The following is a 25,780-nucleotide window of genomic DNA, read 5'->3' as shown; positions in this document are numbered from 1 at the left end:
AGGCCAGCACAACCAATGCAAATATCCCAGGCAAAAAAAAGGGGCGCCGACCAAGCGCCCCACAAGCCGTAAAGCACACAACTGATTCAGTTGGCGTCCAGCAGCGCCATCGCCTCGGCACTGCACGCTTCGATCCGCGCCCAGTCACCGTTCTTGATCCAGCTGCTGTCGAGCATCCAGGTCCCCCCGACGCACATCACGTTTGGCAGTGCCATGTAGTTGCGCACGTTGGCCGGGTTTACACCGCCGGTGGGACAAAAACGAATATCGCCGAATGGGCCGCCAAAGGCCTTGATCGCCGCTACGCCGCCACTGATCTCCGCCGGGAACAACTTGAACCGGCGGTAACCCAGGGCATAGCCCATCATGATTTCGGACGGCGTACTGATGCCCGGCAACAGCGGAATTTCACTGTCCACGCCCGCTTCGAGAATGTCCTGGGTAATGCCTGGAGTAACGACGAACTGCGCGCCCGCAGCTTCAACCGCTGCGAACATGCTGCGGTCGAGCACGGTACCGGCGCCCACACACAGCTCCGGGCGCTGCTCACGCAGCACCTGAATGGCCTTGAGGCCATGCTGGGAGCGCAGGGTCACTTCCAGGGTACGGATGCCGCCAGCGGCCAGGGCATCAGCCAGCGGCAGGATGTCTTCCTCACGAGCAATGGTGATTACCGGCAGGATGCGCGCCTTTTTGCAAATGGCGTCGATCCGCGCGGCTTTATCAGCCATCGAGAGCTTGGGCTGTGGGCGTTCAAGGGTGGTCATGACTGTGGATCCTTGGCTCATGGGCACCAGTAGATGTCCAGGGGGTCGTGAAGAAAAGCGCGAATCGGCATTTCAGTAAGGTCGTTGCCCGCCAGCGCGGCGCGCAGGGTAGCGAGTTTGCTCTGGCCTTGCACAGACAGCGCGATGAAGGCAGCACTGGCCAACAGCGAACGGGTCATCGACAGGCGCTGGTGCGGCACGCTCGGCGCCAGCAACGGCAGGCAGCGGCGTGGGCCGGCCGAGTCCAGGCCTGCTTCCAGGTTGGGACTGGCGGGGAACAGCGAGGCGGTATGGCCATCGTCGCCCATGCCCAGCACCAGCACGTCGATCGGCGGTAGCTCGGCCAAGGCCTGATCAGCCTTGAGCGCAGCGGCATCAAGGTTCTCCGCCTGCTGGTACAGGCCAACGAAGCGGGCCTTGGCCGCTTCGCCCTTCAACAGGTGGCGGGCCAGCAGGCCGGCATTGCTGTCGGCGTGCTCCACCGGCACCCAGCGCTCATCAGCCAGGCTGACGATGACCTTGGCCCAGTCCAGGCGCTCGCTGGCCAGCTTCTCCAGGAACGGCACCGGGCTGCGACCGCCAGACAACACCACACAGGCCTGCCCCTTGGCGGCAATCGCAGCACGCAGGCGCTCAGCCACATCATGAGCCAAGGTCACGGACAGTGCCTTGGCATCCGCCAGTTCATGAGCCTTCACGGCCGCTGGCAGTTTCAATTCAGATATCCCCATACCACGCCCTCCCATCGCGTGTGATCAGTGCAATCGAGCTCATCGGCCCCCAGGAGCCCGCCGCGTATGGCTTGGGCGCGTCGCCCGCATTACGCCAACCGGCGATCAACTGGTCGCACCACTTCCAGGCATACTCGATTTCGTCCTTGCGCACGAACAGGTTCTGGTTGCCACGCATCACTTCGAGCAACAGCCGCTCGTAGGCATCCGGAATTCTTGCACTGCGCCAGGCATCGGAAAAATTCAGCTGCAATGGGCCACTGCGCAGTTGCATGCCCTTGTCCAGGCCCTGCTCCTTGGTCATCACCCGTAAAGAAATGCCTTCGTCCGGTTGCAGGCGGATGATCAGCTTGTTACCGATCTGCAAACGCTGTTCCGGGGCGAAGATGTAGTGCGGCGTTTCCTTGAAGTGAATGACGATCTGCGACAGTTTTTGCGGCATGCGCTTGCCGGTTCGCAGGTAGAACGGCACGCCCGACCAGCGCCAGTTACGGATGTCGGCGCGCAGGGCGACGAAGGTTTCGGTGTCGCTCTGGGCGTTGGCGTTGTCTTCTTCCAGGTAACCAGGCACCGGCTTGCCTTCGCTGTAGCCGGCAATGTACTGACCGCGCACCACACTGGTGCTCAGGCCGTCGCCGGTGATCGGTGCCAGGGCCTTGAGCACTTTCACCTTCTCGTCACGGATGGCATCGGCAGACAGTTCGCTGGGCGGGTCCATGGCGATCAGGCACAGCAACTGCAGCAGGTGGTTCTGGATCATGTCGCGCAACTGGCCGGCCTTGTCGAAATAACCCCAGCGGCCCTCGATACCAACCTTTTCCGCGACGGTAATCTCCACATGGGAGATGGAATTCTGGTTCCACTGGGTTTCGAACAGACTATTGGCGAAGCGCAGGGCAATCAGGTTCTGCACCGTCTCTTTGCCCAGGTAGTGGTCGATGCGGTAGACCCGGCTTTCTGGGAAGAACCGCGCCACGGCATCGTTGACCCGGCGCGACGACTCCAGGTCGTGGCCAATAGGTTTCTCGAGCACTACCCGGGTGCGCGCAGCCAGCCCGACCTTGTCGAGGTTTTCGCAGATGGCCCCATACACCGCCGCCGCCGTGGCGAAGTAGGCGATCAGCGGCAGCTCGCCCGGCAGTTGCTCGGCAAGGGCCTGATAGCCCTCGGGCTGCAGGAAGTCCAGGTGCTGGTACTTCAGGCGGGCGAGGAAGCGACCCAGCGCGGCAGGCTCGATATCTGCCTCGGGCACGTGCCGGCGCAGGTGGGCTTCGATGCTGTCCAGGTGCTCCTGCGCACTGCCGGCCTCGCGGGCCAGGGCCAGCAGGCGGGTGTCCGGGTGCAACAGGTTGGCCCGGTCGAGCTGGTAGAGCGCAGGAAACAGCTTGCGCAATGCCAGGTCGCCGAGGGCGCCAAACAGGGCAAAGGTGCAAGGTTCGACACTGATTGCAGCCATGATGTTGGTTCTTTCCTAAAGTTGGTCTAGGAATACCGCTTTCACACACGGTTTTCAAGGGATAATGTAGTAAAAACCACAACATTACACACAAGTGTTACAGACAAGTGGTACGCCAACCGCACCGACAGTACGATAGACGACCGTGCAAAAAGCCTGCTGCTCCCACAGCCGGCTGTCTTCCCGACCCAAGGACACACCCATGGACCGCGTGCGAAACCTCCTGGAACAGATCCAGGGCCGCCTCGACGAGCTGAACAAGGCCGAACGCAAAGTCGCCGAAGTCATCCTGCTCAACCCGCAACAAGCCACCCGTTTCAGCATCGCTGCGCTGGCCCAGGCGGCCAAGGTCAGCGAACCGACCGTCAACCGCTTCTGCCGCTCGTTCGGCGTCAGCGGCTACCCCGAGCTCAAACTGCAACTGGCGCAGAGCCTGGCCAGTGGTGCCGCCTATGTCAGCCGCGCGGTGGAGGCCGACGATGACCCGGCCGCCTACACCCAGAAAATCTTCGCCAGCGCCATCGCCTCGCTTGACAGCGCCTGCCAGCAACTGGACCCGCAGCAGGTCAGCCGCGCCGTGGACATGATGATCCAGGCCCGGCAGATTCACTTCTTCGGCCTCGGAGCCTCGGCCCCGGTGGCCCTGGATGCGCAGCACAAGTTCTTCCGCTTCAACCTGGCCGTGTCGGCCCACGCCGATGTACTGATGCAGCGCATGCTGGCCTCGGTCGCCCACACCGGCGATCTGTTCGTGATCATTTCCTACACCGGGCGCACCCGCGAACTGGTCGAAGTGGCGCGCGTGGCGCGTGAAAACGGCGCTTCGGTGCTGGGCCTGACCGCCGCAGGCTCGCCACTGGCCAATGCCTGCAGCCTGAGCCTGCACATCCCGCTGCCGGAAGATACCGACATCTACATGCCGATGACCTCGCGGATCATCCAGCTGACCGTGCTCGATGTGCTGGCCACCGGCATGACCCTGCGCCGCGGCGTGGACTTCCAGCCCCACCTGCGCAAGATCAAGGAAAGCCTCAACGCCAGCCGCTACCCGATCGAGGACGACGAACTCAATTGAGCCGGTGCGCCTGCAAACGCAGGTGCGCACGCTGCCCAGGCGCCAGGCTCAGGCCTTCGCCACTGCCGCTGGTCGCCTCGACGCAGACAAAACGCTGCGACTCGCGGCCAGTCACCCCCATCAGCGGGCGATTGCCAGGGTGCCAGACCACGGTGTCGTCGCTGTCACCGGTGTCGATGCACAGCTCGCGCTGCCAGGCCGGGTCCTGCAATTGCACCCGTGGCGTACCGGGGTAGACCTTCTGGCAGCCGCCCTTGAGCTTCAGCGCGCCATCTTCACGGCAAGCCTGGCGGTTGAGGCGGTCGTAGCCTTCAATGTCTTCCAGCCCAGACAGCGCTATCTCGGACACGTCACTGATGCGCCAGTACGCCAGCAGCGCATGGCTCAACTGGCAGGGTTCGCTATCCTGATGTTCGGTGCTCAGGCTCAGCTCCATGCGGCTACCTAGCCGGGCGTGCAAGTCGACCTGCCAGTCGCACAGGTCCAGCCGCCATTTCAGGGTCACGCCCTCCTCGTCCTCACGGCTGTCCACCAGTTTCCAGTCCAGCAGCCGCGCCCAGCCGTGGTCCGGCCACAGGTCTTCGCTGGGGTGACAGCCATACCAGGGCCAGCACACCGGTACGCCACCGCGGATCGCCCCCACCTGCGGCCACTGTTCGGCGCACCACAGCCACGGCCGTTCACCCGCCGGTTGAAAGTGCAGCAACTGCGCGCCCTGGCGGCTGAACACCGCCTGGCAACGGGGATGATCGATGATCAGCACATCGCGCTGCTGGTAACGCTCCCATTCGAATGTCGGCCGTGGCCGCTGCGAGGAAAAGAAGCGATGGAGCGGATGTTCGGGCATGGTTCAGAGCTCTTGTTGTTCGAGATAGCGCTGTCTCGGCCTATCCCCGACACCCACTGCAGACCAGTGGGTGCCGGGAACCGAAAATGGATTGGCGTAAATTTACAACAAGTGCCCTCAGAATGACGACTGAATCTTCAAGCCAGCGACCAGCGCGTTATCCACCTCGTCCACCCCGCCCGGGCTCTTGATGTACTGCAAGTTGGGCCTCACGGTCAGCCAGTTGGTAACGTGGAAGCCGTAGTAGAGCTCTGCGTTGTACTCGGTGCGCTGCAGCGGCACGAAACCAGGGTTGTCGTAATCGTTGATGCCGCTCTGGCCGTTGAGCAACTCGGCGCGCTTCTTCACGTCGTCATTCACATGAATACGCGCCACACCGAAGCCGATGTCATCCTTGGGCCGAGCGTCGAAAGCGCCTTTGTAGACCAACCCCACCTGCTGGTAGTTGTCGACCACGTTGGTGGCCTTGTCATGCACGGTGAAGTTGGCGAACAGGCTGAGGCCACGGTTGACGTCGCCGCCGTGGGCGGTGACCTGCTGCTGCGCCACCACCCACCATCCGTGCTTGCTGGAGTGCGACTTGAAGGCTTCACCTGTCAGCGCCTGCGGGTTGCCGTTGACGTCGTCGAACACATCGTCAGCCTTGGCCGTGCTGTAGTAGTAACCCAGGCGGTACTCGCCCGGCAGGCCATTGACCTTGGGCGACCACACCGCTTCCACCGGCAAGATCGCACCCTTGGTGCCACTGCCGCTGAGCTTGAAGCCGTTGCCGGTTTCCAGGTTGGAAGGGTTCTGCTCGAAGGCCCCGACCTGTACGAAGAACGCCGGGGTGATGTTGTATTTCACCCGCAGCGCCCACTGGCTGACCGGCCAGTTGTACCAGATACCGCCCACCCAGTTGCCCACCTGCGAGCCGCAGAAAGCCAGGTTCTGGAAGTCGCAAGGGAAGCTGTTGAAGTCCTCGCCCTCGCCAAAGCGGCCAAATTTCACGTCCAGTGCGCCGTCGAAGTACTTCTGCTTGATCCACATCTGGGTCAGGCGCCAGGTCTGGCCACGGCCCCACACCTCCTGCACCGAGCTGAACTGCCCGGCGCGCGGGTCGCTGATGCGGTCGTTGGACAGGTTGCGACCGCTTCGCTCGGTGATTGCCAGCTTGAACTCGGCATCATGCCAGCCCAGTATCTTCTGCAAGTCCAGATGCGCGCCGAGGGCGAACTGGTCGCTGTAGCGTGCGGTCTTGTCGTCGTTGTAGCCGCCATGCAGGTTGCCAGCCACCTCGCCCACATAATCGAGGGTGAAGTCATAGCCCTTGTCCAGCAGCTCGGTCCGGGTGCCGCCCCAGTCGCCGGTCATCCATTTTGATTCGCTGGAAAAAGCCTCGGCAGCCTGTGTACCGCTGCTGCCTACAAGTGCAAGCAAGGCCAACGATCCCAGTGTCTTGATGCGTTTGCGCTGTTCCATCCCTTTGCGTCCTCTTTTTTCTTATTGATGGTGTAGACGAGTCAACGGCCTTTGAAGTGAGCCACGTTGTCCTTTGCAGTTACGCCAGTGCTGGCCAGGTGCAGGCGCTCGCCATTGTCGGCGTCGAACAGCAGCACCCGGGCCGGGTCGAATTGCAGGTTGAGGGTGTCACCCACCCTGCACACCACATCCGGCGCAAGGCGGCAGCACACTTTTGTCTGGTTGAGCGTGACGAACACCAGCAGGTCCGGCCCAGTGGGCTCTGTGACCTGCACCTCGGCGCGGATACCCGGCAAACCATTACCGTCAGCAGCGCCCAGGGCGATCTGCTCAGGGCGGATGCCGAGGATGATCTCGCGCCCCTCCAGCTCGTCAGCAGCCAGCCCCAAAGGCAGCTCGCAGCGTGCCTGGCCGCTGTCGAGCATCGCCAGCAAGCGGCCATCGTGCCTGGCCAGACGCACCGGAATGAAGTTCATCGGCGGCGAACCGATGAAGCTGGCCACGAACTGGTTGGCCGGGTCGTTGTAGATCTGCTGCGGGGTGCCGAACTGCTGGATGATGCCGTCCTTCATCACCGCCACCTTGTCGCCCAGGGTCATGGCCTCGATCTGGTCATGGGTGACATACACCGTGGTGGTTTTCAGGCGCTGGTGCATCAACTTCATTTCGGTGCGCATTTCGACCCGCAGCTTGGCATCGAGGTTGGACAGGGGTTCATCGAACAGGTAGATCTTGGGTCGCCGCGCCAGCGCCCGGCCCATGGCCACGCGCTGCTGCTGGCCGCCGGACAGCTGCGCCGGCTTGCGCGCCAGCAAGTGTTCGATCTGCAGCAACTTGGCCACCCGCGCCACTTCCTCGTCGATGGCAGCCTGGGGCAGCTTGCGGATCTTCAGGCCGAACTCGATGTTCTCGCGCACGCTCATGGTGGGGTACAGCGCATAGGACTGGAACACCATGGCGATATCGCGGTCCTTGGGGCTCATGCCACTGACGTCCTGCTCGTCGATGAGGATGGCGCCGCCGGTGATCTGCTCCAGGCCGGCGATACAGTTCATCAGGGTCGACTTGCCGCAGCCCGACGGCCCCACCAGGATCAGGAACTCGCCATCCTTGATCGACAGCTGGATGTCCTTGAGGGTGTCCGGCAGGCCGCTGCCGTAGGTTTTGTTCACATTGCGAAGTTCGAGCGTTGCCATGGCTTACCCCTTGACCGCGCCGGCCGTCAGCCCGCGCACGAAATATTTGCCTGCCACCACGTAGACCAGCAGGGTTGGCAGGCCAGCGATCATCGCTGCCGCCATGTCGACGTTGTATTCCTTGGCCCCGGTGCTGGTATTGACCAGATTGTTCAGGGCTACGGTGATCGGTTGCGAATCGCCGCTGGAGAACACCACGCCGAACAGGAAGTCGTTCCAGATCTGGGTGAACTGCCAGATCAGGCAGACCATGATGATCGGCGTGGACATCGGCAGGATGATGCGGCGGAAAATGGTGAAGAACCCGGCACCGTCCAACCGTGCGGCTTTGACCAGCGCGTCGGGGATGCTCACGTAGAAGTTGCGGAAGAACAGCGTGGTGAAGGCCAGGCCGTAGACCACATGCACCAGCACCAGGCCGCTGGTGGTGCTGGCCAGGCCAAGCTTGCCGAGGGTGAACGAGGCCGGCAGCAGCACGGTCTGGAACGGCAGGAAGCAGCCGAACAGCAGCAGGCCGAAGAACAGTTGCGAACCCCGAAAGCGCCACATCGACAGCACATAGCCGTTCAGTGCACCAATAGCTGTGGAGATCAGCACCGCTGGCACGGTGATCATGATCGAGTTCCAGAAGTAACCGCTGACCGCTGCCCAGGCCTTGGCCCAGCCTATGCCGGTAATCACCGCAGGCCAGCTCAGCAGGTTGCCGGTGCTGATGTCTTCGGGGGTCTTGAAGCTGGTCAGCAGCATCACCACCAGCGGCACCAGATACAGCAGCACGGCGATCAGCAACACGGCATGGATGGCCATACGGCTGAAGCTGAGCACCGGCTTGTCGACAGGACTATGCATGGCGTTTGCTCCGCAGCTCCGAGTACAGGTAAGGCACGAGGATCGCCAGGATCGCCCCGAGCATGAGGATGGCGCTGGCCGAGCCTATGCCCATCTGGCCGCGGCTGAAGGTGAACGAATACATGAACATTGCTGGCAGGTCGGAGGAGTAACCCGGGCCGCCGGCCGTCATTGCCGCCACCAGGTCGAAGCTCTTGATGGCAATGTGCGAAAGGATCATCAGCGCGCTGAAGAACACTGGGCGCAGGCTGGGCAGCACCACGGTCCAGTAGATGCGCGGCAAGCTGGCACCGTCGATCTGTGCGGCGCGGATGATCGATTGGTCAACGCCGCGCAGGCCGGCGAGGAACATGGCCATGATAAAGCCCGAGGCCTGCCACACGGCGGCGATCACCAGGCAGTACACGACCCGGTCAGGGTCGATCAGCCAGTCCAGGCGAAAGCCCTCCCAGCCCCAGTCACGCAACAGCTTGTCCAGGCCCATGCCGGGGTTGAGCAGCCATTTCCACGCGGTGCCGGTGACGATCATCGACAACGCCATGGGGTACAGGTAAATGGTGCGAATGAAGCCCTCACGGCGGATGCGCTGGTCCAGCAGCACCGCCAGCAACACACCGATGGCCAGGCTGATGGCAATGAACAGGCCGCCGAACAGAAGCAGGTTCTTGCTCGCCACCCACCAGCGGTCGTTGTCGAACAGACGGGCGTATTGCGCAAGGCCCGCCCACTTGTAGGTGGGCAGAAAGGTCGAGGTGGTGAAGGACAGCACGAAGGTCCAGAGGATGTAGCCGTAGAAGCCCACCAGCACGATGAACATGCTGGGTGCCAGCACCAGCTTGGGCAGCCAGCGCTGAAGCGCGTCCAGGGGTGAGGCCCGCAGTTGGGCTGTGGTTGTGCTCATGTATTGAATCCCGAGGTAGTGGCGGTGCTACGCACCGCTTCGCGGGCAAGCCCGCTCCCACAGGTCCGGCGTCATGACCAGGAACAGTGGTGAGCAGGGCCCATGTGGGAGCGGGCGTGCCCGCGAACAGCCGTTACTGGGCAGCCTTGATAGCCGCCGCCAGCTTCTTCGCCGCATCGGCCGGGTCGGCCTTGGGGTCGTTGATGTAGTTGGTCACCACATCGAAGAACGCGCCCTGCACAGCCAGCGTGGTGGCCATGTTGTGCGCCATGCTCGGTTGCAGGCCGCCCGTTTTGGCGTCGGCCAGGAAGTCCTTGGCGGAGGTTTGAGCACAGGCATCGAAACCATACTTGCCCATGTCGGCAAGCATGTCGTTGCGTACCGGGATCGACCCCTTGTTGGTGCTGAAGACCTTCTGGAAATCCTCACCCAGCACCTTGCGGGCAATGTCCTGCTGGCCAGCAGAGGTGCCAGCGTTGTTCTGCTTGAACACCACCAGCGAGTCGATGTTGTACAGGAAGGCCTTGTCGGTGCCGGGGAACGGCACGCACTGGTAATCCTTGCCGGCGGTTTTCTTCGCCAGGGTCCATTCGCTCTTGGCCCAGTCGCCCATGATCTGCATGCCGGCCTTGCCGTTGATGACCTTGGCGGCTTCCAGGTTCCAGTCCTGGCCCTTGCCATCGGGGTCCATGTAGGTGGCGACCTTTTTCAGCTCGGTCAGCGCCTTGACCATGTCCGGGCCGGTCAGGGCCGTGTTGTCGAGGTCGACCAAGGCCTTCTTGTAGCCATCGACGCCCATCACCGACAGCACCACGCTTTCGAACACGGTGCTGTCCTGCCAGGGTTGGCCACCATGGGCGAGCGGGATGAAACCGGCAGCCTTGAGCTTGTCGGCGGCGGCGTAGAATTCGTCGAGGGTGGCGGGCGCCTTGTCGATGCCGGCCTTCTTGAACACTTCGGGGTTGATCCACAGCCAGTTGATGCGGTGGATGTTCACCGGTACGGCAACGTAGTCACCGTCGTACTTCACGGTGTCGGCGACTTTCTTGTCGAGCAGCGAGTCCCACTTTTCGTCCTTGGCCACATCCTTGAGCACATCAGTGTCGAGCAAGCCGGTGGCCGCCCAGTCCTGGATGTCGGGGCCTTTGATCTGCGCGACACCGGGCGGATTGCCTGCGACGGCGCGGCTCTTCAGCACGGTCATGGCCGTGGCACCACCGCCACCGGCGACGGCGCCGTCCTTCCAGATGAAGCCGTCTTTTTCGACCTGGGCCTTGAGCACATCGACCGCCGCTTTTTCACCACCGGAGGTCCACCAGTGCACCACTTCGACGCTGCCTTTGGCATCAGCAGCCTGGGCACCCAGGGGGATCAAGGAGGCAAAAGAAATTGCGGCAGCGAAACGGAGCGTGGAATTCATCGAGGCACCTTTCTTGTTGTTATGCCATGCAAGTCGATCGCTTGCGTTGCATGAAGTCTAAACAGCGCGCTCGCCTCGTCAGGTAACGAAGCGATGCGTGAATGTCATCGTTTGGTTACATTGCCGCCCAGGTTGCTGGCCAGGCTGGGTGCCAGGGGCAAACCTGGCAACAGCAGCGCCTGGTAGGCGTGATAGAGGTCGGGCTTGCCCGGCCAGAGGGTGCCCGCCGGTTGATTGTGCGCATCGAGTTCGTGGTGCCAGCTGCCGCCGACGGGGTCGATGAAATGATTGGCGATAAAGCCCCAGCAGCAGCGGTACCACTGTTCGTAATGCGCCTCGCCGGTGCGTTGCAACAGGGCTGCCGCAGCGGCGCAGGCCTCGGCGTGCACCCAGTGCAGTCGTGCATGCACCACCGGGCGATCAGCCCAGTCCAGCGTATAGACGAAACCCGGGGCGCCATCGACGCCCCAAGCCTGTTGGCAGGCCGTGTCGAACAATGCGCGGGCACTGTCCGGCAACCATTGCGGGGCGTACAGGCCGGCCCGTTCAAGGCTGGCTTCCAGGTGCAGCAGCAACCGCGCCCACTCCAGCGCATGCCCGGGTGTAGTGCCATAAGGCCGGAAGGGGTCGGCCGGGTGTTCGAGGTTGTAATCCGGCAGCGGCTGCCAATGGGGATCGAAATGTTCGATCACCCGATAACTGTTGGCGGCAGCATGGCCATGGATGATGCGTTCGGCAATGCGCAGGGCGCGTTGCAGCCACAGGCCGTTGCCGGTGGCATCTGCCAAGGCCAGAAAGGCCTCGGTCGCGTGCATGTTGCTGTTGGCGCCCCGGTACGGCTCGGGGAGCTGCCAGGCGCGGGAGAAGGTTTCCCGCAGGGCACCTTCTTCTTCGCTCCAGAAATGCGCTTCGATCACCTGGGTTGCGTCTGCCAGTAGCGTGCTAGCGTCGACAGCGCCCGCCACCGCTGCTGAGCTGGCGGCCAGAGCGACGAAGGCATGCAGGTAGGCCGCCTTGCCGCTATCGTCGTGGCCGTCGGGGTGGGCGAACCAACCGCCGTGGGCGGCATCCTGCATGGCACCGCGCAGTGCTGCCACGCCGTGCTCGGCATAGGCCAGGCTGCCAGGGATGCCCTGCAGATGGGCCAAGGCGAAGCAATGGGTCATGCGGGCGGTGTTCATGGTTTCGGCACGGGCACCAGGGGCGAGTTGCCCGTTGGCATCCAGATTGCCGAAACCGTCGGGTAGTTTCGCGGCCTTGGCAAAGGCCAGCAGGCGCTGTGCTTCGGCCAGGCGCCAGGCGTGGTGGGCCGGGGCATTGAGCCAACTGTTAACGGACAGGTTGAGGGGGGTCATGGGCCAGCTTGATCCTTGCCAGTCTTTTGCGAATTCTAGCCAGTGGGGTCATGGCGGATGTCACGAAGGACGGCGGGATTGTCACCGGGCAGTGACATTTCGGGTGGCTGTACGGGCCTCTTCGCGGGTGAACCCGCTCCCACAAAGACCGCACAGCCTTCCAAGTTTACGCTGTACCTGTGGGAGCGGGCTTGCCCGCGAAGAGGCCCGCACAGCCCCCCAAAAACTCAATCCATACCCCGCGGCAGATAGAGGGTCACCCGCAGCCCGCCCTCGCGCAGGTTCAGCAAGCTCACCTCACCCCCATGGCTATGGGCGATGTTGCGCGCAATGCCCAACCCCAGCCCATACCCCTGCTGCTGCCCGGCCAGACGGAAATGCGGCTCGAACACCTGTTCCAGCTGCTGTTGCGGCACCCCGGGCCCCTGGTCATCCACCTGCAGCACAAAGCCCTCTGCCCCGTCGATGATGCGCAGCCGCGCCCGTTCGCCGTACTTGATGGCGTTGTCGATCAGGTTGCCGATGCAGCGACGCAATGCCAGCGGCTTGCCCGGGTAAGGCGCCAGCGCCTGGCCCTCGACGGTGATGCGACCATCGCCCAGGTAAGGCTCGGCCAGAATCTCCAGCACCTGATTAAGGTCGACCGGCTCGATGTTTTCGTGGATGTCGGTGTCCTTTACGCACTGCAAGGCGCCTTTGACCAGCAACTCCAGCTCATCCAGATCCTGACTGAACTTGGCCTGAAGGCGCTCGTCCTCCAGCAGTTCCACACGCAGACGCAGGCGGGTGATCGGCGTGCGCAGGTCATGGGAAATGGCGCTGAATAGCTGACTGCGTTCGGTCAGGTAGCGGCTGATTCGCTCTCGCATACTGTTGAACGCCCGGCTAACCTCGACCACTTCACTGCCACCCGCTTCAGCCAACGGCGCCACATCGGCGCCCAGCGACATTTCCCGCGCGGCCCGCGCCAGCCGTTTGAGCGGCCAGCTTTGCCAATGCACCAGCAAGCCGATGAACAGCAGCAGCAAGGTTGTGGTGAGCACGATGAAACCGATCTGCTGCCGTGGCAGGCGTTCGGCCTCCAGGCTGGTATAGGGTTCGGGCAGCAGCGAGGCGATGTACAACCACTCACCCTCACCCAAGCGGATCTGCGTCACCAATACCGGCGGGTTGAGTGGCTCCAGGGTCAGCGAGTAATGCGCCCAGGAGCGGGGCAGCTCGTCGAGCTTCAGGCCACTGTTGAAGATACGCAGGTCGTCGGGGGCGACGAACGCCACGGAAACTTCCATCTGCGAACCCAGGCGCTCGTGCAGCACCTGCTGGAACACATCGATCACTGCCTGCTTGCGTGGGGTGACAGGCAGTACCGGCATGTCCAGCGGCCTGGCATTGAGTGACACGAAAAAACGTGTGCCACCCATGCTGCGCAACTGGTCGAGCACCATGGGCCGATAGGCGACCGGCAGCGAGCGGAAATAACTGACACTCGCGCTCATCGAATGGGCCAGGCTGCTGGCGCTGGCACGCAGGCCCTGCAACTGGCTGGCACGCAACTGGGCAACCCAGATGATGCTCGACAAGCCCTGGGCCAGCAGCACCACCATCAGGGTCAGCAGCAGCATGCGCCCCAGCAAGGAGCGTGGCAGCAGGCGCCAGCGCCGCTCAGGGAGCACTGCAGACATGCGCCGCCAACAAGTAGCCACTGCCACGCACCGTACGGATCAGCCGAGGGGGCTTGTCGGTATCGCGCAGGCGCTGGCGCAGACGGCTGACGGCCATGTCGACGATACGGTCCAGCGGCATCGGTTCGCGGCCACGGGTGGCGTTGCCGATGGTGTCGCGGTCGAGAATCTGCTGCGGATGGTCGAGGAACAGCTTGAGCAGGGCGAAGTCGGCACCGGAAAGAATCACCTCTTCACCGTCGTGATGGAACAGGCGGTGGCTGACCGTGTCCAGGCGCCAATCGTCGAAGGCGAGCACCGCACTGCCCGGCGCGGCGTGGCCGAATTCAGCGCGGCGCAGCAGGGCCTTGATTCGTGCTTGCAGTTCGCGGGGGCTGAACGGCTTGCCCAGATAATCGTCAGCGCCCAGTTCCAGTCCGATGACCCGGTCGGCCTCGTCGGAGCTGGCGGTGAGCATGATGATAGGTACGCGCGCCTGGCGTGGGTGCTGGCGTACCCAGCGACACAAGCTGAAGCCGTCTTCGTCGGGCAACATGACATCAAGAATGACCAGGTCGCAGGGCGTGGTTTCCAGCGCACGGCGAAAGCCCTTGCCGTCAGCCTCGGCATTCACCTGGAAGCCGGAGCGGCTCAGGTAGGTTTGCAGCAGTTCACGGATTTCCTGGTCGTCGTCGACCATCAGGATCGATTTGCCGGCAGTGCTCAAAGTGGTCCTTCCTCTTGTTGATTACAGGTCTTTTTGCCTGCTGTCGGGTATTGCCATCGGGGCCGCCAAGTGGCCCCATCAGTGATCCAACGCCTGCTGCAACGCTACACCGGCCCCCTCCAACCCGGAAAACTCCGCCGTCACCAGCCACACCGGCACCCCGGCAAAATAGCCACTCATACACCCCTTGTCGGCAAAACTCGCGGCAAACCCGCTACGCAGGAACAGCTCGGCAAAGCGCGGAATCACACCGCCAACAATATAGACCCCGCCTCGCGCGCCCAGCGTCAGCACATTGTTACCCGCCACTCGCCCAAGGAAACGGCAGAACTGCTCGACCACCGCCAGCGCCCTTGGCTCACCGCCCAGTGCGGCATCGGTGATATGCGCCGGAGTCTTGTGCCTGGGCGTGTCGCCGTCCAGCGCACAGATCGCCTGGTACAGCCGCACCAGGCCACCACCACTGAGCACGGCCTCGGCGCTGACATGACCGATCTGACTGTGGATCTGCTGGTGGATTGCCGCTTCGCGAGCATTGCCCACCGGCAGGTCAACATGCCCGCCTTCACCCGGCAGGGCCTTCCAGCGCTGTTCACCCAGACGCAGCAACGAGCCCACCCCCAGGCCAGTACCTGGGCCGATCACCAGTGCCGGCCTCGAGGGGTCGGCCTGGCCGGGGCACACCTCGCGGAACTCCCCTTCGCGCAGACGGGTCATGCCCAGCGCCATCGCGGTGAAATCATTGATCAGCAACAGTCGCTCGACCTGCAAGGTCTTGCAAAATGCCGTGCGGCTCAGGCGCCAGTGATTGTTGGTGAAGCGGAATTCATCGCCATCGACCGGGCCGGCCACCGCCAGGCACACCGCCGCCAGGCCGCCACGGGCGATACCCTGGCTTTCCATGTAAGCCTCGATGGCCTGCTCGGGGTTGGTGTAGTCCGCGGTGGCGAAAACATTTACTTCATGCAGCTGGTTGTCACGCCACAACGCAAAACGGGCATTGGTGCCGCCAATATCACCAACCAGCAGGTGCTTCATTTGAGGTGCTCCAGGGCCGAAGTAAAGGCACTGGCGCCCTGCTCTGCCGGGCTGAACGCCATGCGCATGAAGCCGAACAGCTCGCGCCCACACCCCAGGTCGTTGCCCTGGGGCGCAGGCGGCAGCTCACGGCTGGCCAGTTCTTCAGCCGACACCATGATCCGCAACGTGCCTTCGACACCGTCGACTCGCACGATATCACCATCACGCACCCGCGCCAGCGGGCCGCCGTCGTATGCCTCCGGGCAAACGTGAATGGCCGCGGGGATCTTGCCCGAGGCACCGGACATGCGCCCGTCGGTAACCAGCGCAACCTTGAAGCCACGGTCCTGCAGCACACCGAGGAACGGGGTGAGCTTGTGCAGTTCCGGCATGCCATTGCAACGCGGGCCCTGGAAGCGCACCACCGCGACAAAGTCGCGCTCCAGCTCGCCGGCCTTGAACGCGTCGGCCAGCGACTGCTGGTCCTGGAACACCCGCGCCGGGGCCTCGACCACCTGGTGCTCGGGGGCGACGGCAGACACTTTCATCACGCCACGGCCCAGGTTGCCTTCCATCACCCGCAGGCCGCCTTCGGCCGAGAATGGCCGCGACACCGGGCGCAGGATGCTTTCGTCCAGGCTCTGTTGCGGTCCTTCGCGCCACACCAGCTTGCCATCGTCGAGGAAGGGTTCCTGGGTGTAGCGGCGCAGGCCATGGCCGGCCACGGTGTTGACATCTTCGTGCAGCAGGCCAGCGTCGAGCAGCTCACGAATCAGGAAGGCCATGCCGCCGGCAGCCTGGAAGTGGTTGATGTCGGCCTTGCCGTTGGGGTACACGTGCGACAGGGTCGGCACCACTTCGGAAAGGTCGGCCATGTCCTGCCAGGTCAGCTGGATACCCGCAGCCTGGGCGATCGCCGGGATGTGCAGGGTGTGGTTGGTCGAGCCGCCGGTAGCGTGCAGCGCGACGATGGAGTTGACCAGCGCCTTCTCGTCGACGATTTCGCCCAGCGGCATGAAGCTGCCGCTGGCCTTGGTCATACGCGTCACCTGCTGCGCAGCCTCGGCGGTGAGTGCGTCACGCAGCGGCGTGTACGGGTTGACGAACGAGGCGCCCGGCAGGTGCAGCCCCATCACTTCCATCACCAACTGGTTGGTGTTGGCGGTGCCGTAGAAGGTGCAGGTGCCGGGGCTGTGGTAGGAATTCATCTCGGACTCCAACAGCTCTTCGCGGCTGGCCTTGCCTTCGGCATAGCGCTGGCGCACATCGGCCTTCTGCTTGTTGGAGATGCCGGAAACCATCGGTCCGCCCGGGACGAAGATGGTCGGCAGGTGGCCGAAGCGCAGCGCGCCCATCATCAGGCCGGGGACGATCTTGTCGCAGATGCCCAGCATCAGTGCTGCGTCGAACATGTTGTGCGACAGCGCTACCGCCGTGGACATCGCGATCACTTCACGGCTGGCGATAGCCAGCTCCATACCCGGCTCGCCCTGGGTCACACCGTCGCACATGGCCGGCACGCCACCGGCAAACTGGCCGACCGAACCGACCTCGCGCAGGGCCTGCTTGATCTGCTCAGGGAAATGCAGGTACGGCTGGTGGGCAGACAACATATCGTTGTAGGCCGAGACGATGGCCACGTTGGCCGCGTTCATCAGGCGCAGAGTCTGCTTGTCTTCGCTGCCGCAACCGGCCACGCCATGGGCGAAGTTGGCGCACTGCAGGCTGGCACGCATGGGGCCTTCACTGGCCGCGCCACGAATCAGCTGCAGGTAGCGTTCGCGGGTGGCTCGGCTGCGTTCGACCAGCCGCTGGGTGACCTCAAGGATGCGCGGATGCATGTACTGGACTCCAGGCTAATTGTAAGGGCGGTTTACCGGGCATTTCCCCTCCAAACGATTGCGGCCTAGGCTCAAGTTTAGGAGCCCGCTGCATCGGTGGAGGCACGACGCCCAACCACTCGTTGTATATTTAAACAAAATACTGCCACTAAAAAGGCTTGTTTTCTATCAGCCAGTGAATAATCTTGTAATTCCAACAACAAAACCGTTTCAGTGAAGCTCCTTTGTGCCACAGGTTTCACTCGGACTGCCAGAGGTACTGCCATGACCCTTCGCATCGCCATCAATGGATTCGGCCGAATCGGGCGCAACGTCCTGCGCGCACTGTATACCCAAGGCTACCGCCAGGACCTGCAGGTCGTCGCCATCAACGACCTGGGCGACAGCACCATGAATGCCCACCTGCTCAAGTACGACAGTGTCCACAGCACCTTTGACGCAACCGTCGAGGCCGACCACGAAAGCCTGACGGTCAACGGTGACCGCATCGCGGTCAGCGCCATTCGCAATCCGGCCGAACTGCCCTGGAAGGCCGAGGCGATCGACGTGGTGTTCGAATGCACCGGGCTGTTCACCGACCGCGCCAAAGCCGCTGCACACCTGGCCGCCGGGGCGGGCAAGGTGATTGTCTCGGCGCCGGCCAAGGGCGCCGATGCCACCGTGGTGTACGGGGTCAACCACGACATCCTGCGCGCCTCGCACCAGGTCATTTCCAATGCCTCCTGCACCACCAACTGCCTGGCGCCGATCGCCCAGGTGCTGCACCGGGAGTTCGGCATCGAGCAAGGCCTGATGACCACCATCCACGCCTACACCAACGACCAGGTGCTGACTGACGTGTACCACAGCGACCCGTACCGCGCGCGTTCAGCCACCCAGTCGATGATCCCGAGCAAGACCGGTGCCGCCGAGGCCGTGGGCCTGGTGCTGCCGGAGCTGGCCGGCAAGCTGACCGGCATGGCGGTGCGGGTGCCCGTCATCAACGTGTCGCTGGTGGACCTCACCGTCAACCTCAAGCGCGAAGCCACGGCGGAGCAGGTCAACCAGCTGTTCCTCGAGGCCAGCAAACATTCCAAGGTATTGGGCTATAACGCCCTGCCATTGGTTTCCTGCGATTTCAACCACAACCCGCTGTCGTCGATCTTCGATGCCAACCATACCCGGGCCAACGGACGGATGCTCAAGGTGCTGGCCTGGTATGACAACGAGTGGGGGTTCAGCAACCGCATGCTGGATAACTGCCTGGCGCTGCACCGGGCTGGCTGACGCGACCTGTGTGGGAGCGGCCTTGCGTCGCGATAGGGCTACAAAGCAGCCCCGGGATTTGAGCGTTGATGCGGATATCTCTGGGACCGCTTTGCGGTCCTTTCGCGACGCAAGGCCGCTCCCACAAAAAAGCGCGCTACATCCAGAGACTACAATCTTTACCTTTTCCTAACACTTCCACACTTGACCTCCGACACAGATGATAAGCATTATCATTAACCTTTCGTCGGCCAGGTCCCCCCGTGAGTCAGTCCCGGTTCAACTCCGTCTTCCTCGTGCAGCGCCTAACCCTGCTGCGTACCCTGCAGCGCATGGTCGGTAATCCCAGCACGGCCGAAGACCTGCTGCAGGAAACCTACCTGCGGGTGTCCCGCGCGCTGGGCGAGCGGCCCATCGAGCATATCGAGCCGTTCGTGTTTCAGACCGCGCGCAACCTGGCACTGGACCACCTGCGCGCACGCCGGGTGCAGGCACGCATGCTGGTCGACGACGTGCCCGACGAAGTGCTGCACAGTGTCGCCGCGCCCGCCACCAGCAGTGAGGATGCCGCCCACGCCGAGCAGTTGCTCAAGCACCTCAGCGTCAGCCTCAATCAACTGAGCGAACGCCAACAGCGCATTTTCATCCTCAGCCGCCTGCATGGCGCCACCTATCTGGAAATCGCCGAACAACTGAGTGTTTCGCCCAGCACGGTACAAAAGGAACTGAAACTGATCATGGCAATCTGCATGGGTGTTGCCGACCGACTCAAGTAAGCTGAGCGCAGGCGAACGGCGACGCAAAGCCCTTGCCACACCCCGTCTTAGCCTTGATCATTCGCAAAAAACCATTCAAGGATTCACCGTGACCGACCGCCCTGCCCCTCGCCCGTCACCTGCCCGGCTCAGCGCCCGAGCTCGTGCCATGGACGAGGCGCTGGACTGGCTGGTGCGCCTGCAATGCGCAGATGCCGCAGACACCCAGGCCTTTGAAGCCTGGCTGAGCGCTGCGCCAGAAAACGCCGAGGCCTATGTCGAGGCCGAGGCACTGTGGAACGGTACCCCGTTGCATCAGGTGGCCACACAGATGCACCAGCAGCAACGCCGCTCATGGCGCGGGCGCCTGCGCAGCCACTGGAAACCCCTGGCCACCGCAGCGCTGCTGGTGGTCGGGCTATTCACCGTCGGTAACCTGCCCATGCGCCTGCAAGCGGACCACCTGACCGTGGTCGGCGAGCGCCAGCGCCTGCAACTGGAAGACGGCGCAAAAGTGCTGCTCAACACCAATTCGGCATTTGCCAGCGAACGCCAGGACGGCCGCCAGGTCGCCCGCCTGCTGCAGGGCGAGGCTTATTTTCAGGTTCCCGACGGCGCGCATCTGCCGCTGGAAGTGAAAGCCGGGCCTTTGCGCGCACAGGTGCGCGACACCGACTTTGCCGTGCGCTACCTTGACGGCGAGGCCCAGGTGCGGGTGCAACGCGGCGATGTCGACCTGCAGGGGGAGCGCGACCAGCGCATCCGCCTGAGTGCCGGCGACAGCATCAGCGTCGGCCCCCAGGGCTTTGGCCAACGCCAGCGCCCCGACATGCACAAGGACCTGGCCTGGATCGACGGCCGCCTGGTGTTCGAGAACTGCCCGTTGAGCCAGGTCCTGGCCGAAGTACAGCGGTACTACCCGGGCTGGATCATCAACCGCAATGCGCAGTTGGAAAACGTCGCCGTCACCGGTAACTACCGCCTCGACCAGCCACTGGAAACCCTGCGCGCACTGGCCCACATCACCTCGGCACAACTGCATGAGTACCCGGCGCTGGTCATCCTGAACTGACCCCTGAATTATTTTTACGCGATCGCACTCGCCCGCCCGTCTCGTTATAGCCAATGCAACTGATTCTTGTTTAGAGACGAGAACAGCCATCACCTATAACAGCCCGCGCGTCTGGGAGCGCTTCCGATGTCCACTGGTCCTACCCGCTCGTCCAACCTTCCCCGCCGTACAGGACAATTGTCCCTGTTGACCCTTGCCCTGCTCGCCAGCGGTGCCTGCAGCCTGCCGGCGCTGGCCGCCGAGCCGGCACAGGCCAGCAGCCCGCGTATGGGCGACTACCGCTTCAGCATCGGCCAGCAACCGCTGGTGTCGGCGATCAACGCCTTCAGCCAGGTCACCGGCTGGCAGGTCGGCTTCAGCGCCGAGCTGGCCGACGGCGTGGCTTCGCCAGGCGTACAGGGTTCGCTGCCGCCAGATGCTGCCCTCAAGCGCCTGTTGCGGGGTACCGGGCTGAGTTTTCGCAAGATCAGCAACGGCAATGTGGTACTGGAGCGCCAAACCGCAAGCAACGTGATCGCCCTGCAGCAGGTGACCGTCAGCGCCACCCGCAGCGCACAGGACGTCAGCCAGGTGCCGAGCACTGTCAGCGTGCAGACCCGTGAGCAACTGGACCGGCAGAACGTGAACAATATCCAGGATCTGGTGCGCTACGAGCCGGGGGTGTCGGTATCCGGAACCGGCCAACGCAGCGGGCTGAACGGCTACAACATCCGGGGTATCGACGGCGAGCGGATCCTCACCCAAGTCGACGGCGTGTCGATCCCCGACAGCTTCTTCTACGGCCCCTACGCCCAGACCCAGCGCAACTATGTCGACCCGGAAATCGTCAAGCGTGTGGAAATCCTCCGCGGCCCGGCCTCGGTGTTGTATGGCAGCAACGCCATCGGCGGTGCGGTGAGCTACTTCACCCTCGACCCGGACGACATCATCAAGCCCGGCAAAGACGTGGGTGCACGCCTGAAAACCGGCTACAGCTCGGCCGACGAAAGCTGGCTGACCTCCGCCACCGTCGCCGGCCGCCAGGGTGACTTCGACGGCCTGCTGCACCTGAGCCAGCGCAACGGCCACGAGACCGAAACCCACGGCAGCCACAGTGGCGACGGCCTGTCGCGCACCGAAGCCAACCCGATGGACGTGCGCACCACCAACGTGCTGGCCAAGCTGGGCTGGAACTACGCCGACGACGCGCGCCTGGGGCTTACCTACGAGCGCTACAAGGATGACCGCGACCAGAACATCCTCAGCGCGGTGGGTGGGCCGTTCATTCCGGGCTTCGGTGGCATGAACTCGTACCGCATGCGCCAAGGCAACGACACGATCACCCGTGAACGCTTCGGTCTCAATCATGAATTCGACCTCGATAGCGTGGTCGCAGATCACGTCAAATGGAGCCTCAACTACCAGATCGCGAAGACCGACCAACGCACCGATGAGCTGTATGTCGCCTCGGGACGCCAAGTGTTTCGGGACCGGCAGACGACCTACAAGGATCGCCAGTGGGTATTCGACGCCCAATTCGACAAGGCCTTCAGCATCGGCCAAACCGATCACCTGTTCACCTACGGCACCACACTCAAACAGGAAAAAGTCACGGGTTCACGGAGCGGCACCGGCACTTGCCTGAACATCGGTGGTACCTGTACCGCCATCGGACAGGACAGCGCGCGTGACGGACAGGCCTTGGTCAGCGACTTCCCGGACCCCACCGTGAATACCTACAGCCTGTTCGCGCAGGATGAAATCCGCTGGAACAACTGGACCTTCATGCCCGGCGCGCGCTACGACTACACCCGTATGGAGCCCAAGTTCACCGAGGCATTCCTGCGTGGTCTGGAGTCCAGCGGTACGGCGCCTGCCTCCCAGGATGATTCGGACAAGAAGTGGCACCGCGTCTCGCCCAAGTTCGGCCTGACCTACGCCTTCAACGACAACTACACCTGGTACGGCCAGTATGCAGAAGGCTTCCGCACTCCGACCGCCAAAGCCATGTATGGCCGCTTCCAGAACCTGGACCAAGGCTACCGCGTGGAGGGCAACCCGGACCTTGAGCCTGAAAAGAGCAAAAGCTATGAAACCGGCCTGCGTGGCAACTTCGACGCCGGCAACTTCGACGTGGCAGTGTTCTACAACAAGTACCGTGATTTCATCGACGAAGATGCCGTGCAAAGCGCCAACCTGGAGCAGACCTTCCAGGCCAACAACATCAAGCACGCCACCATCAAGGGTGCCGAATTCAAGGGCCGCCTGAACCTCGACCACTTCGGCGCAGCGCAGGGCCTCTATGCCCAAAGCTCGATTGCCTACACCTATGGTCGTAACGATGACACCGGTCAACCGTTGAACAGTGTCAACCCGCTCAAGGGCGTATTCGGCCTGGGCTACGAGCAGCAGCACTACGGTGGCTTGCTGAGCTGGACGCTGGTCAAGCGCAAGACCCGTGTCGACGACAGTACCTTCTATTCACCTGACGGTTCCACCTCGAAGTTCCGCACCCCGGGCTACGGTGTGCTGGACCTGACCGGCTACTACAAGGTCACCGACGACGTCACCATCAACGCAGGGCTGTACAACCTGACCGACAAGAAATACTGGCAGTGGGATTCGGTGCGCAGCTACGACGGCCAGGGTGAGGCGGCTGTGACCCAGCCGGCCAACATCGACCGCCTGACCATGCCGGGGCGCAACTTCGGTATCAATGTGGTTTGGGATATCTGAGGCGTTACGTCTGTACCGGCCTCTTTGCGGGCACGCCCGCGCCCACAGGTTCAACACAGGTCTTGGACCTGTGATGTTCCTGCAGGAGCGGGTTTACCCGCGAAGAGGCCGGTACTGGCAACACAAATACCGGCTTTTTTTACTGTCCCGCTTTCGCTGCTTCGTCTTGTATCTAGACCCCTCTTTCCAAGGACTGCCCCATGACCGAACGCCCAGCCCTGCGCTCCCAGCGCCTGAACCAGATCACCCACGCCCCGCACGCCGAGCTGGATGCCCTGGTCAAATCCCACGCGCCTTTCGACAGCCGCGAAAGTTTCGCCCGCTTCGTCGTCGCCCAGTACCTGTTCCAGTCCGAACTGCAGGCCCTGTACAACGACCCTCAACTGATCGCCATCGTCCCTGATCTGGCTGAGCGCTGCCGTGCCGACCAGGCCCGCCTGGACCTCGCCGACCTCGACACCGAAGTACCGACGGCGGTGCCGGGCGCCGTGGGCAAGCCGAGCCTGGGCGAGGCAATGGGCTGGATCTTCGTCTCCGAAGGCTCCAAACTGGGCGCTGCGTTTCTGATCAAGCGTGCCGTGGCCCTGGAACTGTCCGACAGCTTCGGTGCCCGTCACCTGGGCGAGCCCGTCGGTGGTCGTGCCGAAGGCTGGAAGCAGTTCACCCGCATCCTCGATGGCCTGGCGCTCTCGCCTGAAGAGGAAGCGGCTGCCGAACGCGGTGCAGTGGCCGCCTTCGAGCGTTTCACCGAGTTGCTCAAGCACGCCTACGCTGCGGATGCCGCGCTGGTCTGATACGCCGTAGCCGGCCACCCCTTCGGTGGCCGAACCGTTTTATGCAGTGAGAACATGACCCAACCAGCCCGCTCGAAACTCGCCCGCCTGTTGTATGGAATCCTGGCCTACGTGAGCCTCGGGGTGGGCCTGGTCGCCATTGTGATTCCTGGTTTGCCGACCACCGAGTTCATCCTGCTGGCCGCCTGGGCCGCCACGCGCAGTTCACCGCGCCTGTCGGCATGGCTGGAGAACCACCGGCTGTTCGGGCCAATTCTGCATAACTGGCGCAACGGCAAGGTGATTCAGCGCCGGGCCAAGGTCAGCGCAACCATCAGCATGCTGCTGTGTGCGGGCCTGATGCTGACCTTTCTGGAACACCACTGGCCGGTATTCCTGGCAATCGCCGGGATGACCTTGGGCAACCTGTGGATCTGGTCACGCCCGGAGCACGCCTGCCCTGCCCCGTCACAAGCTCAGCAGCCCTGAATACAGGGCATAGGCCGCCAGCGCGGCACCCACCAGCACGGCGGCGAAAATCAGCTTTTCCCAGGCCGTGAACAACGTCTGCCCCTGCTCATGCTTGGCCCTCGCGAACAAGATGACGCCGGGGGCGTACAGCAGCGCCGAAAGCAGCAGGTACTTGAGCCCGCCGGCATACAGCAGCCACACGGCATACAGCAGGGCAACCAGCGCCACCAACAAGTCCTTGCGCCGCAACCTCGGCTGCCCGGCATAGGTTTCTGCGCGCATCGCCAGCAGCACGGCATACGCCGCAGACCACAGATAGGGTACCAGGATCATCGACGAGGCCAGGTAGATCAGACTGGTGTACGTACCGGCCGAGAACAGCGTAATCAGCAGGAAACCCTGAATCATGCAGTTGGTCAGCCACAGGGCATTGGCCGGCACATGGTTGGCGTTTTCCTTGGCCAGAAAGCGCGGCATGGTCTTGTCCCGCGCCGTGGCGTAAAGGATCTCGGCACACAGCAGCGCCCAAGACAGCAATGCGCCAAGCAGCGAGACCGCCAGGCCGAGGCTGATCAGCAAGGCGCCCCAGGGGCCGACGATATGCTCCAGCACCGAGGCCAGTGAGGGGTTCTGCAGCCCGGCCAGTTCCGGTTGGGTCATGATGCCCAGCGACAGCACGTTGACCAACACCAGCAGCGCCAGCACACCCAGAAAACCGATGACCGTGGCCTTGCCCACGTCTGACCGACGCTGAGCGCGCCCGGAATACACGCTTGCGCCTTCTATGCCGATGAACACGAATACGGTCACCAGCATCATATTGCGCACCTGCTCCAGCACGCTGCCGAATTGTGGGTTGCTCAAACCCCAGATATCCCGGGTGAAGATATCGGCGCGGAAGGCAAATGCAGCGATCACCACGAAAATCAGCAACGGCACCACCTTGGCCACTGTGGTGACCTGGTTGATGAAGGCCGCCTCCTTGATGCCGCGCAACACCAGAAAATGTACCGACCACAACAGCAGCGAGGCACAACCGATGGCGATGGGTGTGTTGCCTTCGCCGAACACCGGGAAGTAGAAGCCCAGCGTGCTGAACAGCAGCACGAAATAACCGACGTTGCCCAGCCAGGCGCTGATCCAGTAGCCCCAGGCCGAGGAAAAGCCCATGTACTCACCAAAGCCGGCCTTGGCGTAGGCATACACCCCCGAGTCCAGTTCCGGCTTGCGGTTGGCCAGGGTCTGGAACACGAAGGCCAGGGCCAACATGCCGACCGCGGTGATCGCCCAGCCGATCAGCACGGCGCCCACATCGGCACGCGCGGCCATGTTCTGCGGCAGCGAGAAGATACCACCGCCAATCATCGACCCGACCACCAGCGCGATCAACGCGCCCAGGCGCAGCTTCTGTCCCGGTTCGCTCATGAGCCTCCCTTTTTCAA

The 25,780-nt window shown here is 63.0% G+C and carries 22 protein-coding genes; 7 read left to right on the top strand and 15 right to left on the bottom strand.

Features of this window, described 5'->3' with window-relative positions; all coding sequences use genetic code 11:
* Nucleotides 1–86: 86 nt before the first annotated feature.
* Genes ACF8GF_RS02790 through zwf form a run of 3 tightly spaced genes read right to left on the bottom strand, consistent with a single transcriptional unit; the run spans nucleotide 87 to nucleotide 2,954 of the window.
* Nucleotides 87–767 (bottom strand): bifunctional 4-hydroxy-2-oxoglutarate aldolase/2-dehydro-3-deoxy-phosphogluconate aldolase, encoded by a 681-nt coding sequence (locus ACF8GF_RS02790; protein ID WP_003255037.1) that lies wholly within the window; start codon nucleotides 765–767, stop codon nucleotides 87–89.
* 17 nt (nucleotides 768–784) lie between these two features.
* Nucleotides 785–1,498: a 6-phosphogluconolactonase gene (gene pgl, locus ACF8GF_RS02785; RefSeq protein ID WP_392487602.1), complete on the bottom strand. Its 714-nt coding sequence runs from the start codon at nucleotides 1,496–1,498 to the stop codon at nucleotides 785–787.
* Entirely contained in the window at nucleotides 1,485–2,954 is a 1,470-nt protein-coding gene (zwf, locus tag ACF8GF_RS02780; RefSeq protein ID WP_392487601.1) for a glucose-6-phosphate dehydrogenase, read from the bottom strand. The genes pgl and zwf overlap by 14 nt, the downstream gene beginning before the upstream one ends.
* A gap of 211 nt (nucleotides 2,955–3,165) precedes the next feature.
* Here zwf and hexR point away from each other — a divergent pair, with 211 nt between their 5' ends.
* Nucleotides 3,166–4,029, top strand: a complete 864-nt coding sequence (gene hexR, locus ACF8GF_RS02775) for a MurR/RpiR family transcriptional regulator (protein WP_209969915.1) — start codon at nucleotides 3,166–3,168, stop codon at nucleotides 4,027–4,029.
* Here hexR and ACF8GF_RS02770 read toward each other — a convergent pair.
* The 11 genes from ACF8GF_RS02770 to edd all read right to left on the bottom strand — a co-directional run bounded on the left by ACF8GF_RS02770 (nucleotide 4,022) and on the right by edd (nucleotide 17,307).
* Nucleotides 4,022–4,876: a D-hexose-6-phosphate mutarotase gene (locus tag ACF8GF_RS02770; protein ID WP_103463202.1), complete on the bottom strand. Its 855-nt coding sequence runs from the start codon at nucleotides 4,874–4,876 to the stop codon at nucleotides 4,022–4,024. The two genes, hexR and ACF8GF_RS02770, sit on opposite strands and share 8 nt — an antisense overlap.
* A 117-nt stretch (nucleotides 4,877–4,993) precedes the next feature.
* Entirely contained in the window at nucleotides 4,994–6,337 is a 1,344-nt protein-coding gene (locus ACF8GF_RS02765) for a carbohydrate porin (RefSeq protein ID WP_176683698.1), read from the bottom strand.
* A 41-nt stretch (nucleotides 6,338–6,378) separates the two neighbouring features.
* Nucleotides 6,379–7,533 (bottom strand): ABC transporter ATP-binding protein, encoded by a 1,155-nt coding sequence (locus ACF8GF_RS02760; RefSeq protein WP_392487600.1) that lies wholly within the window; start codon nucleotides 7,531–7,533, stop codon nucleotides 6,379–6,381.
* Between the two features lie 3 nt (nucleotides 7,534–7,536).
* Complete coding sequence (locus ACF8GF_RS02755) at nucleotides 7,537–8,382, bottom strand: carbohydrate ABC transporter permease (protein WP_103463204.1); 846 nt, start codon at nucleotides 8,380–8,382, stop codon at nucleotides 7,537–7,539.
* Entirely contained in the window at nucleotides 8,375–9,283 is a 909-nt protein-coding gene (locus tag ACF8GF_RS02750) for a carbohydrate ABC transporter permease (RefSeq protein WP_021781907.1), read from the bottom strand. Before ACF8GF_RS02750 ends, ACF8GF_RS02755 begins: the two co-directional genes overlap by 8 nt.
* A gap of 133 nt (nucleotides 9,284–9,416) precedes the next feature.
* Nucleotides 9,417–10,703 carry an ABC transporter substrate-binding protein gene (locus ACF8GF_RS02745; protein ID WP_176683700.1) on the bottom strand — a complete coding sequence of 429 codons (1,287 nt, stop codon included), beginning with the start codon at nucleotides 10,701–10,703 and terminating at the stop codon, nucleotides 9,417–9,419.
* A 104-nt stretch (nucleotides 10,704–10,807) separates the two neighbouring features.
* Complete coding sequence (locus tag ACF8GF_RS02740; protein WP_392487599.1) at nucleotides 10,808–12,058, bottom strand: AGE family epimerase/isomerase; 1,251 nt, start codon at nucleotides 12,056–12,058, stop codon at nucleotides 10,808–10,810.
* Between the two features lie 227 nt (nucleotides 12,059–12,285).
* Nucleotides 12,286–13,740, bottom strand: coding sequence for an ATP-binding protein (locus ACF8GF_RS02735; protein ID WP_176683702.1), 1,455 nt, complete (start codon nucleotides 13,738–13,740; stop codon nucleotides 12,286–12,288).
* A complete protein-coding gene (gene gltR, locus ACF8GF_RS02730) occupies nucleotides 13,721–14,446 on the bottom strand; it encodes a two-component system response regulator GltR (protein ID WP_392487598.1) in 726 nt (241 codons plus the stop codon). The genes ACF8GF_RS02735 and gltR overlap by 20 nt, the downstream gene beginning before the upstream one ends.
* Before the next feature lie 78 nt (nucleotides 14,447–14,524).
* On the bottom strand, nucleotides 14,525–15,484 hold the full coding sequence (locus tag ACF8GF_RS02725; RefSeq protein WP_392487597.1) for a glucokinase: 960 nt from the start codon (nucleotides 15,482–15,484) through the stop codon (nucleotides 14,525–14,527).
* Nucleotides 15,481–17,307, bottom strand: coding sequence for a phosphogluconate dehydratase (gene edd / locus ACF8GF_RS02720; protein ID WP_176683705.1), 1,827 nt, complete (start codon nucleotides 17,305–17,307; stop codon nucleotides 15,481–15,483). Before edd ends, ACF8GF_RS02725 begins: the two co-directional genes overlap by 4 nt.
* A 264-nt stretch (nucleotides 17,308–17,571) precedes the next feature.
* On the opposite strand from edd, the gene gap reads away from it, so the two are divergent.
* From gap to ACF8GF_RS02690, 6 genes are all read left to right on the top strand, one after another.
* Nucleotides 17,572–18,573, top strand: coding sequence for a type I glyceraldehyde-3-phosphate dehydrogenase (gene gap / locus ACF8GF_RS02715; RefSeq protein ID WP_176683706.1), 1,002 nt, complete (start codon nucleotides 17,572–17,574; stop codon nucleotides 18,571–18,573).
* Between the two features lie 242 nt (nucleotides 18,574–18,815).
* Complete coding sequence (locus ACF8GF_RS02710) at nucleotides 18,816–19,328, top strand: RNA polymerase sigma factor (protein ID WP_021781899.1); 513 nt, start codon at nucleotides 18,816–18,818, stop codon at nucleotides 19,326–19,328.
* An 88-nt stretch (nucleotides 19,329–19,416) separates the two neighbouring features.
* A complete protein-coding gene (locus ACF8GF_RS02705) occupies nucleotides 19,417–20,379 on the top strand; it encodes a FecR domain-containing protein (RefSeq protein WP_176683707.1) in 963 nt (320 codons plus the stop codon).
* Between the two features lie 126 nt (nucleotides 20,380–20,505).
* A complete protein-coding gene (locus ACF8GF_RS02700) occupies nucleotides 20,506–23,094 on the top strand; it encodes a TonB-dependent receptor (RefSeq protein ID WP_176683708.1) in 2,589 nt (862 codons plus the stop codon).
* Between the two features lie 200 nt (nucleotides 23,095–23,294).
* Nucleotides 23,295–23,888 carry a biliverdin-producing heme oxygenase gene (locus ACF8GF_RS02695; protein WP_392461960.1) on the top strand — a complete coding sequence of 198 codons (594 nt, stop codon included), beginning with the start codon at nucleotides 23,295–23,297 and terminating at the stop codon, nucleotides 23,886–23,888.
* Nucleotides 23,889–23,942: 54 nt separating this feature from the next.
* Nucleotides 23,943–24,356, top strand: a complete 414-nt coding sequence (locus tag ACF8GF_RS02690) for a YbaN family protein (protein ID WP_021781895.1) — start codon at nucleotides 23,943–23,945, stop codon at nucleotides 24,354–24,356.
* Here ACF8GF_RS02690 and arcD read toward each other — a convergent pair.
* Complete coding sequence (arcD, locus tag ACF8GF_RS02685) at nucleotides 24,336–25,763, bottom strand: arginine-ornithine antiporter (RefSeq protein ID WP_021781894.1); 1,428 nt, start codon at nucleotides 25,761–25,763, stop codon at nucleotides 24,336–24,338. The genes ACF8GF_RS02690 and arcD overlap by 21 nt on opposite strands.
* Between the last annotated feature and the right edge of the window lie 17 nt (nucleotides 25,764–25,780).

This window comes from Pseudomonas sp. yb_5, assembly GCF_043103865.1.
In the GTDB taxonomy this organism is placed as follows: domain Bacteria; phylum Pseudomonadota; class Gammaproteobacteria; order Pseudomonadales; family Pseudomonadaceae; genus Aquipseudomonas; species Aquipseudomonas putida_Y.
Note: the sequence above shows the minus strand (reverse complement) of the source record. Positions and strands in the feature narration are given on the sequence as shown.